Origin of the sequence: Fibrobacter intestinalis (genome assembly GCF_900167415.1) — a bacterium.
Taxonomy (GTDB): domain Bacteria; phylum Fibrobacterota; class Fibrobacteria; order Fibrobacterales; family Fibrobacteraceae; genus Hallerella; species Hallerella intestinalis.
Genome location: NZ_FUWU01000090.1, coordinates 1 through 7,208, shown reverse-complemented (window position 1 = coordinate 7,208; position 7,208 = coordinate 1). Strand labels below are relative to the sequence as shown.

The 7,208-nt window shown below is 53.2% G+C and carries 7 protein-coding genes and 1 pseudogene; 4 read left to right on the top strand and 4 right to left on the bottom strand.

Annotated elements, in window-relative coordinates:
* The 3 genes from B5D40_RS14530 to B5D40_RS14520 form a co-directional block, all read right to left on the bottom strand.
* Window positions 1-571, bottom strand: a 571-nt coding sequence (locus B5D40_RS14530; protein WP_200804185.1) for a PD-(D/E)XK nuclease family transposase, incomplete at its 3' end; no start/stop codon positions are given.
* A 375-nt stretch (window positions 572-946) separates the two neighbouring features.
* Entirely contained in the window at window positions 947-2,032 is a 1,086-nt protein-coding gene (locus tag B5D40_RS14525) for a fibrobacter succinogenes major paralogous domain-containing protein (RefSeq protein ID WP_078777498.1), read from the bottom strand.
* A 63-nt stretch (window positions 2,033-2,095) separates the two neighbouring features.
* Window positions 2,096-2,671, bottom strand: a complete 576-nt coding sequence (locus B5D40_RS14520; RefSeq protein WP_233134261.1) for an FISUMP domain-containing protein — start codon at window positions 2,669-2,671, stop codon at window positions 2,096-2,098.
* A 175-nt stretch (window positions 2,672-2,846) separates the two neighbouring features.
* Here B5D40_RS14520 and xseA point away from each other — a divergent pair, with 175 nt between their 5' ends.
* The 4 genes and pseudogenes from xseA to B5D40_RS16590 form a co-directional block, all read left to right on the top strand.
* A complete protein-coding gene (gene xseA, locus B5D40_RS14515; RefSeq protein ID WP_078777496.1) occupies window positions 2,847-4,139 on the top strand; it encodes an exodeoxyribonuclease VII large subunit in 1,293 nt (430 codons plus the stop codon).
* Between the two features lie 268 nt (window positions 4,140-4,407).
* Window positions 4,408-4,680, top strand: coding sequence for a UPF0175 family protein (locus tag B5D40_RS14510; RefSeq protein WP_078777495.1), 273 nt, complete (start codon window positions 4,408-4,410; stop codon window positions 4,678-4,680).
* A gap of 2 nt (window positions 4,681-4,682) precedes the next feature.
* The gene (locus tag B5D40_RS14505) at window positions 4,683-5,174 is read left to right on the top strand and encodes a PIN domain-containing protein (RefSeq protein WP_078777494.1); all 492 of its coding nucleotides are present in this window, start codon (window positions 4,683-4,685) and stop codon (window positions 5,172-5,174) included.
* Between the two features lie 236 nt (window positions 5,175-5,410).
* Window positions 5,411-6,706 (top strand): annotated as a pseudogene (locus B5D40_RS16590) (ATP-binding protein); the annotation flags it as partial.
* A 251-nt stretch (window positions 6,707-6,957) separates the two neighbouring features.
* Here B5D40_RS16590 and B5D40_RS16225 read toward each other — a convergent pair.
* Window positions 6,958-7,208 (bottom strand): hypothetical protein (locus B5D40_RS16225; protein ID WP_234978181.1); only part of this gene is annotated, 251 nt, incomplete at its 5' end.

Below are 7,208 nucleotides of genomic sequence, written 5' to 3'. Positions count from 1 at the left end.
CCCGGTAGCCCTCGAAGCCCTCCACGGGGTGGAAGTTGCAGAGCCAGACGGAAATCGCCTCGGGCATCTCGTAGCGGCGGAAATCCCGCTCGCTCCGTTCCAGGGAGAGGCTTTCCGGCGAGGACTCCATCGCCTGCTTGCCCTTGATGGCGAGGAACGCGCTGTAGAGCAGCATCCGGTCCACGAGGAAGGAGTGCTTCGCCCGCTGCATCTCGATGTCCAGGAAGCGGCCGTCCTCGGTGAAGGCGTGGATGTCGAAGACCACCGTCTTCGGCCCGGGGATGCGGAACTCCACGGGGTCCGCGAAGGTGAAGGTGAGGCGTTCGATGCGGCGTCCCGGCGGCAGGCGGAGCAGGGCGTCGAGAAAGTCCTTCAGGGCAGCCTCGTCGGAGAAGAAGGCCCGAAAGGCGGGGTCGTAGAGCGGGTCCAGGTAGGTTTTCCCCCGGAGGATGGGCGGGATGCGGCTTTCCCCGGCTTCGGGGCCTTTGTCGTGGGTGCCGTCGAGGGACGGATTTTGCGGATTTTGCGGATTTTGCAGGAATTGCGAGAATTGCGGATTTTGCGCGGGCATAGTGCTCCTTTTGAAAAAGAAAAGACATCCAGATTTTTTGGATGCCACTTGCGGAGCTTTCATGCGCGCGGGAGGGATTATAGGAAAGCCCTCGATTTTGTCAAGGGTGAATTTGTAAACAATTTGTAAAAGCGGTGACTTGGCGATTAGTGATTAGCGCGAGTGCCCTTCGACAGGCTTAGGGACAGCCCTTCGATTAGTTCGGCAAGCGGTTACCGAGCTTGCCGAGGTGCACTAACCAAAACTCAAGGATCGCCGGTTGGTGAGTCTGCCGAACCACGGTTAGTGTGCTCGCCGAAGCACTGACAATTCCTAATGTTCCATAGTCGTAACTACAGCAAAGCAGCGGAAAAGGAAGGGCGGCCTTGCCTACGGCTAGGCCGCCGCTAGGAGCGGGGGCCCTACCCCGCCCCTAGTCAGAGTCCCTGAGGCAACGGACGGAAAAACCGTAGTACTTGTAGTAGTAACCCGAGCCCACGTACTCGCTGCCGTAGTAGAAGCCCCAGACGTACGCACTATTGCCGCTGCTCCCCGTAGAACTCCAGAAGAGCGCGCCCTCTCGCCGGCGTTGTCGTAAGAGCCACCGCCATCGCGGTCGCCCGCGGGCAACACGGAAAAGCCGTATCCGTCCGTACCGTTGCCGCTTTCGCCTGCATAATTATCCCAGCCACTCTTGGACTTGAGGAGTATTCCGGCGAAATCCTTACCGCCGATGGTCGCGAACAGAATCTTCCATTCCGTATTGCTGGGCAAATGCCAACCTTCCGGGCAAACGCCCCGGACCACGGTCGCCGAGCCTGCCGCGCACGTCGAACCGTAACCGCAGCCCTTGCCGGCATCGCCGAAGACCGCCGCAGAATCCATCGCCGCGCTCCACAGGTAAAGCCTGCCGTACTTGGCGCAAGAGTCGGCACTGTTATTGTAACAGTAACTTTTGGCAGTTCCCTCATTGTAATCGTAGTTCAGGTTCTCCGCCATCCATACCTGTTCGCCTATCTGAACGGTCTTGTAGAACTGACCGTCGCGAGCGTCCTGAAATATCCCGTAGGAGATGTCTGGATTCAGATATTTCCAGTTCGGCTTTTCCTGGACTTCCGTTACAGACGAGCTGGAAACTTTTTCGCTGGACGAGGAAAGGATTGTCGATGAACTGGAAACATTCACGCTGGACGAGGAGGAGACCTTTGCCGCAGAGCTGCTGGATTCCTGCAAGTCGTCGTTGTCTAACTTTTCCCACTTGCCGTCATTGCAGAGATAGATCGCATTCAGCGAGGAGACCAGAACCGAGTCGCCCTCGTGACTGTCCATGCAGGCGGGAAGATCGTCGAGAGTTTTCACAGCAAAGAAATAATCTTCTCCAGGGGCATCGTTCCCGCTGGCAGAAGAGCTGCTGTCGTCGCCACAGGCGGCGAAGAAAGAGGCGACTGCAGCAATCGCAAAAATGATGGTTAATTTTTTCATGGTTTTATCTCCTTTAACAAGTTGAAAATGGTTGGCGAAATTCGGGGGCGGCCTTGCCTACGGCTAGGCCGCAGCTAGGAGCGGGGGCAACACGGAAAAGCCGAATTCATCCGTGCCGTTGCCGCTTTTCCCTTCATCATCGTCCCAGCCGCTCTTGGACTTGAGCATTTTCCCGACTTTCTTTTGGGCACTGGCAAGCGTGAGCTTTGTTCCGGCAAACTTTTTGTCTATAACAGCCTTCTCCAACGTATTCCACTCGTCACGGCTAGGCAAATGCCAGCCTATAGGACAGACTCCCTGGACTGTTCCCAATTCCACACAAGTCTCGCCATAACCGCAGCCATTGCCGCCATCGCTAAAAACTCCGGCACTATCTATCACAGCGCTCCATAGGTAGAGCCGCCCGTATTTGTCGCAGGAATCCAGTTCGTTATGGTAGCAGAAACTGGAAGAATCTTCTGTACTTGTCGGTTGCAAGTAGACGTAGTTCAATTTCTCCGCCATCCAAACTTGCTTCCCGATTTTCACCGTCTTGTACGTTTTCCCGTCGCGAGGGTCGGTGAACGAACCTTTTTTGACCGAACCAGCGAACGCAAGAGCCGTCGCCAAGAAGACAACAAGAAAAGAATACCATTTCATCAGGCCTCCTGATTTGCCATGACTCCTATCCATTTTCGCTCAAAAGATAGTAAACGCTGTCTCACCATAATGCCGCATCCACTCTCCGCTTCCCCATTCGCCTGTTTCGCCAAAGCCACCGATTCATTTCCGCCCATTCCGCCCCCAAACGAAAGATTTCTATTTTCACAAATTCATGGAAAAATCTTTCGCCGTCAGCAAATACCTCTCCGCCGTCAAAAAACTGGTGACGACCCAAATCCCTCCCGTCTGGGTAAACGGCGTCCTCACCCAAGTCACGGAACGCGGCCGGATGGTCTATTTGAGCCTTGCCGAATTTGTCGAAGGCGACGTAAAGCCCATTGCCAAAGTGGATCTCTACATGTATGCAGGGGAATTTGCCCAGATGCGGGCGCGGACTTCGGCTCTGCCCATCCCCTTTAATTTTTCGGAAGGACTGAAAGTCAGTCTCCTTGTCGAAGCGGACTTTTACATCGGTTCCGGAAAATTCCAATGCCACGTCACCAACATCGACCCGAACTTTACCGTCGGCGAACTCGCCCTGACCCGCCAGGCCATTTTACAGCGTCTGCAAAAAGAAAACCTGCTGGACAAAAACAAATCCCTGCCGCTGGCGGCGTTGCCTTATAAAATCGGATTGATTACCGGCGAAAAAACAGCAGCGTTCAAAGACTTCACGACCACTCTTGCCTCTTCCGGCTATGCCTTTGACATCATCCCGGTTTACGCCAAAATGCAGGGAAACGAAACCGAAACAACCGTTCTCGAAGCCCTCGGCAAATTGCGGCAGATGCCCGAACTCGATGCGGTCTGCATTGTCCGCGGCGGCGGTTCCAAAACGGACCTGAACTACTTCGACAGCGAAGCACTCTGTCGCGCCATCGCCATTTTTCCTGTCCCCGTCTTCACGGGAATCGGGCACCAGATTGACGAAAGCCTTGTCGATAAAGTCGCCTATCGCAGTTGCATCACCCCGACGGACTGCGCCAAATTCCTAGTGGCCAGGGCAGAAGACGCCTCTCGCCGGCTTCGCGAAAAAATTTTGCAAATCGCCAGTGCCGCGCAACAAAAACTTTCCCGCTCCACCAATCGGCTCTCCAAGATGGAAACGAGCATTTCCGTTTTATTTGAAAGGCGAATCGCCGGAGAAAGGCAAAAGCTGGATGCCGTCGCAAAAAACATCGCGCGGGCTCCCGGACGGATTTTGGAAAGAGAGCGCGAAAGGATACAACGGAATCTGGACGGTTTGCATTTGGGTGCGCAGAAAATCATCGCACTGCAAAAAGCCCGCTTTGAAATCGTCGAAACCAAAGTGAAATCCCACGACCCGAAACGGATTCTCGCCCGCGGTTTTGCCTATGCGACGGCGGCCGGAAAGGGCCTTGTGAAAAGCAAATCCGAAGTCCAATCGGGCGACGAGATTCTGATGCACTTTGCCGACGGAAACGTTTCTGTTGTCGCCAAATGAAATTTTAGTTCGTGATTAGTAATTAGTTGGGAGTTGGAGCTGAGAACTGAGAACTAAAAACTGCTCACCGAGTTCACCTTGTGAAAAAGCCCCCTCTCAATACAACACTCCTCGCTCTATCCCACAAAACCAAAACTTCCAACCACAAAGCGGGAACGCCCATAGATCCCCCTTTGGCTCCATTCAAAAAGGCCCATTTCAAGACAGGACGAGATGGAAACTTGCGATTTAGCCCTAAAAAATGTATATTGGGAATAGGAGGTTTCCTATGCCGACAGTAACAATGGACATTCCTGAAGATATTGCAGACCTTATGGTGTGCGATAACAAGAGCGACGAACTCCGCCGCAATGCGTTGCTGTTGTATCCGTTTATCAAGAACGAAACCATTTCCCATGGGCGTGCCGCGGAAATTCTGGGTATTTCCAAATGGGAACTCATCGAACTTTACGGAAGCGAGGGCATTCCCTATATCGACCAGAACTGGGATGAAGCCAAACAGGATGCCGCCAACGTCCTGGAACTCCTTGCCAAGAGGTAAGAATGATTGTCGTATCTGATGCAACTCCGATAATCTCTTTCCTTAAAATCAACCGTCTTGACATTCTTGGAAAACTGTTTGGCGAGGTCCTGCTTCCTGAGGCCGTTTACGAAGAATTGACTTCAAACCAGGATTTTCAGGATGAAGCCGAACAGGTGAAATCCTGTGAATTTTTCAAAAAGGTTTCGGTCAGCAACAACAACGCCGTCGGCATGCTGATGCGTATAACGGGCTTGGATCTTGGCGAAAGCGAAGCCATCGTCTATTCCGACGAAAACAAGAGTGATCTTTTGATTGTTGACGAAGTTCGTGCAAGGCACGTAGCCACGACGATGAAACTGCGTATTACCGGCACGATTGGCATTTTGATTGCCGCTAACGAGAACGGTTTGCTGAATAAAGAGGAAGCCTTAGCTTGCGCCGAAATTCTTCGGATGTCCAAAAGGCATATCAGCGAAACTCTTCTGAATTCTTTCATTGAAAACCTGAAGTAGCATTTTCCCCCAGCATCCGCGTTAGGGATAGTGACCCTGTGAGCCAAAAGCGACTCGTATTGACGAGTCGTGTTGGCGAAAGTGGAGCGATAGCGGAAGGGTCATATAAGGGACAAGACTCGCGTAGCGAGGCTTGGTTCTGGGAGGTGAGCGGCAAGCGTAAGCGCAGCCGATTGCCCCCAGAATATAGCCCGACCGCACATATATGTGCGGGAACGCCCAAAAGAAGAAGCTTCGCCCACAACGTGGAAGAAGCTCTCGCCATCGTCGAAAAGATCGGCTACCCCGTTCTCGTGCGCCCGAGCTTCGTTCTCGGTGGCCGCGGCATGGTGATCGTCTATAAGGAAAAGTACCTCCGCAAATTCGTGGAAGAAGCCGCCGCCATTGGCGAAGGCAAGCCGATTCTTATCGACCGCTTCCTCGAAGACGCTACCGAACTCGATGTGGACTGCATCAGCGACGGCAAGCATACCGTCGTGGGCGCCATCATGGAACACGTTGAACCCGCAGGCATCCACTCCGGCGACTCCGCAAGCGTCATCCCGCCGATAACCCTCTCCAAAGAAATCCAGGACAAGGTTCGCGCCTACGCCAAGGAATTCGCGAAGGAACTCCACGTGGTCGGCCTTATGAACATGCAGCTCGCCGTCAAGGATGGCGAACTCTACATGATCGAAGTGAACCCGCGTGCATCCCGCACCGTGCCGTTCGTTTCCAAGTCTATCGGCGTGCCCTGTGAGCCATAAGCGACTCGTATTAACGAGTCGTGTTGGCGAGAGTGAGGCGTAAGCCGAACGGTCTCCATTTTCCAAGCTACGCAAGCCGCTGCATGCTCGGCGAAACCCTCGAGCAGATCGGCTTCACCGAAGAAGTCCACGTGCCCAGTGAGCCATAAGCGACTCGTATTAACGAGTCGTGTTGACGAGAGTGAGGCGAAAGCCGAACGGTCATTATACCTGAGCGTCAAGGAAGCCGTATTCCCGTTCGTCAAGTTCCCGGGTGTCGACATTACGCTTTCTCCAGAAATGAAATCCACCGGTGAAGTCATGAGCCTCGATCGCGACCGCGGCCTTGCCTTCCTCAAGAGCCAGCTGGCATCGGGCAACAAGGTCCCGAGTCAGGGCAACATCTTCGTCTCCCTCAAGGACGAAGACAAACAGAAGGCAGTGCCGCTCATCAAGCGCCTCGTGGACATGGGCTACCAGATTTATGCTACCCGCGGAACCTCGACCCTCCTCTACAACGAAGGCATCAAGACCCGCGCCGTGTTCCGCATCTCCCGTGGCCGCCCGAACCTCTTGGACCTCATTCACGACAAGGAAGTGCAGTGGATCGTGAACACCACCGAAACCGGCGCCGAAGCCATGGTGGACGAAATCCAGATGCGCTCGAAGGCTGTGGTGTCCGGCATTCCTATCACCACGACCATCGCCGCCCTCACCTCTACCGTGGAAGGCCTCATGGACAAGCACGACTTCGGAAGATTCGAAGTGTGCAGCTTGCAAGAATACCATAGGCACGTGAAGAAATAACGCAACAGTGACTTGTCTGCAGCCTGCAGGAATAGCGAGCAAGGCGAATGCCGCGACAGAGAACTTGTTCTCTGGCATGGCTGAGCCGAAGCCGCGGACGCCGTAGGCGTCAATATCACAGGTACGTGAAGAAGTAAGAAGCAACTAGAGAAAGGTCCCTGAGTCTGCCGAAGGGAGCCAGAATTTCCTTTAACTACAAAACAGGTGTCCCGAGTGGGGCACCTGTTTTTATTTTTCAACTCATTTGATTTTCACTCACTTTCGGGAAACATTCTTTTATACTGTTCTTTAGTTTTATCCCGTTTCCCATAGTAATAATAAGTCTGTATTATAAGTTCCGAAATTATCAGACAAAAGTTAATTAGTCCTCCCTTAAAATCCCGCCCAGCCCGCATAACTATTGGGAAAAACTGATTTCTACCCTGTGAAAATATTGCAAGGATTTCTAAAATATGATTGAAAACCTTGCATTTTTTATGTACAGACCGCCAAAATCCCACGC

What these genes read in the sequence shown, in the direction of transcription:
- B5D40_RS14505 (WP_078777494.1), top strand. Translation starts at nt 4,683, where the DNA reads ATGATTGTCGTATCTGATGCAACTCCGATAATCTCTTTCCTTAAAATC.
- B5D40_RS14525 (WP_078777498.1), bottom strand. Translation starts at nt 2,032, where the DNA reads ATGAAAAAATTAACCATCATTTTTGCGATTGCTGCAGTCGCCTCTTTC.
- xseA (WP_078777496.1), top strand. Translation starts at nt 2,847, where the DNA reads ATGGAAAAATCTTTCGCCGTCAGCAAATACCTCTCCGCCGTCAAAAAA.
- B5D40_RS14510 (WP_078777495.1), top strand. Translation starts at nt 4,408, where the DNA reads ATGCCGACAGTAACAATGGACATTCCTGAAGATATTGCAGACCTTATG.
- B5D40_RS14520 (WP_233134261.1), bottom strand. Translation starts at nt 2,671, where the DNA reads ATGAAATGGTATTCTTTTCTTGTTGTCTTCTTGGCGACGGCTCTTGCG.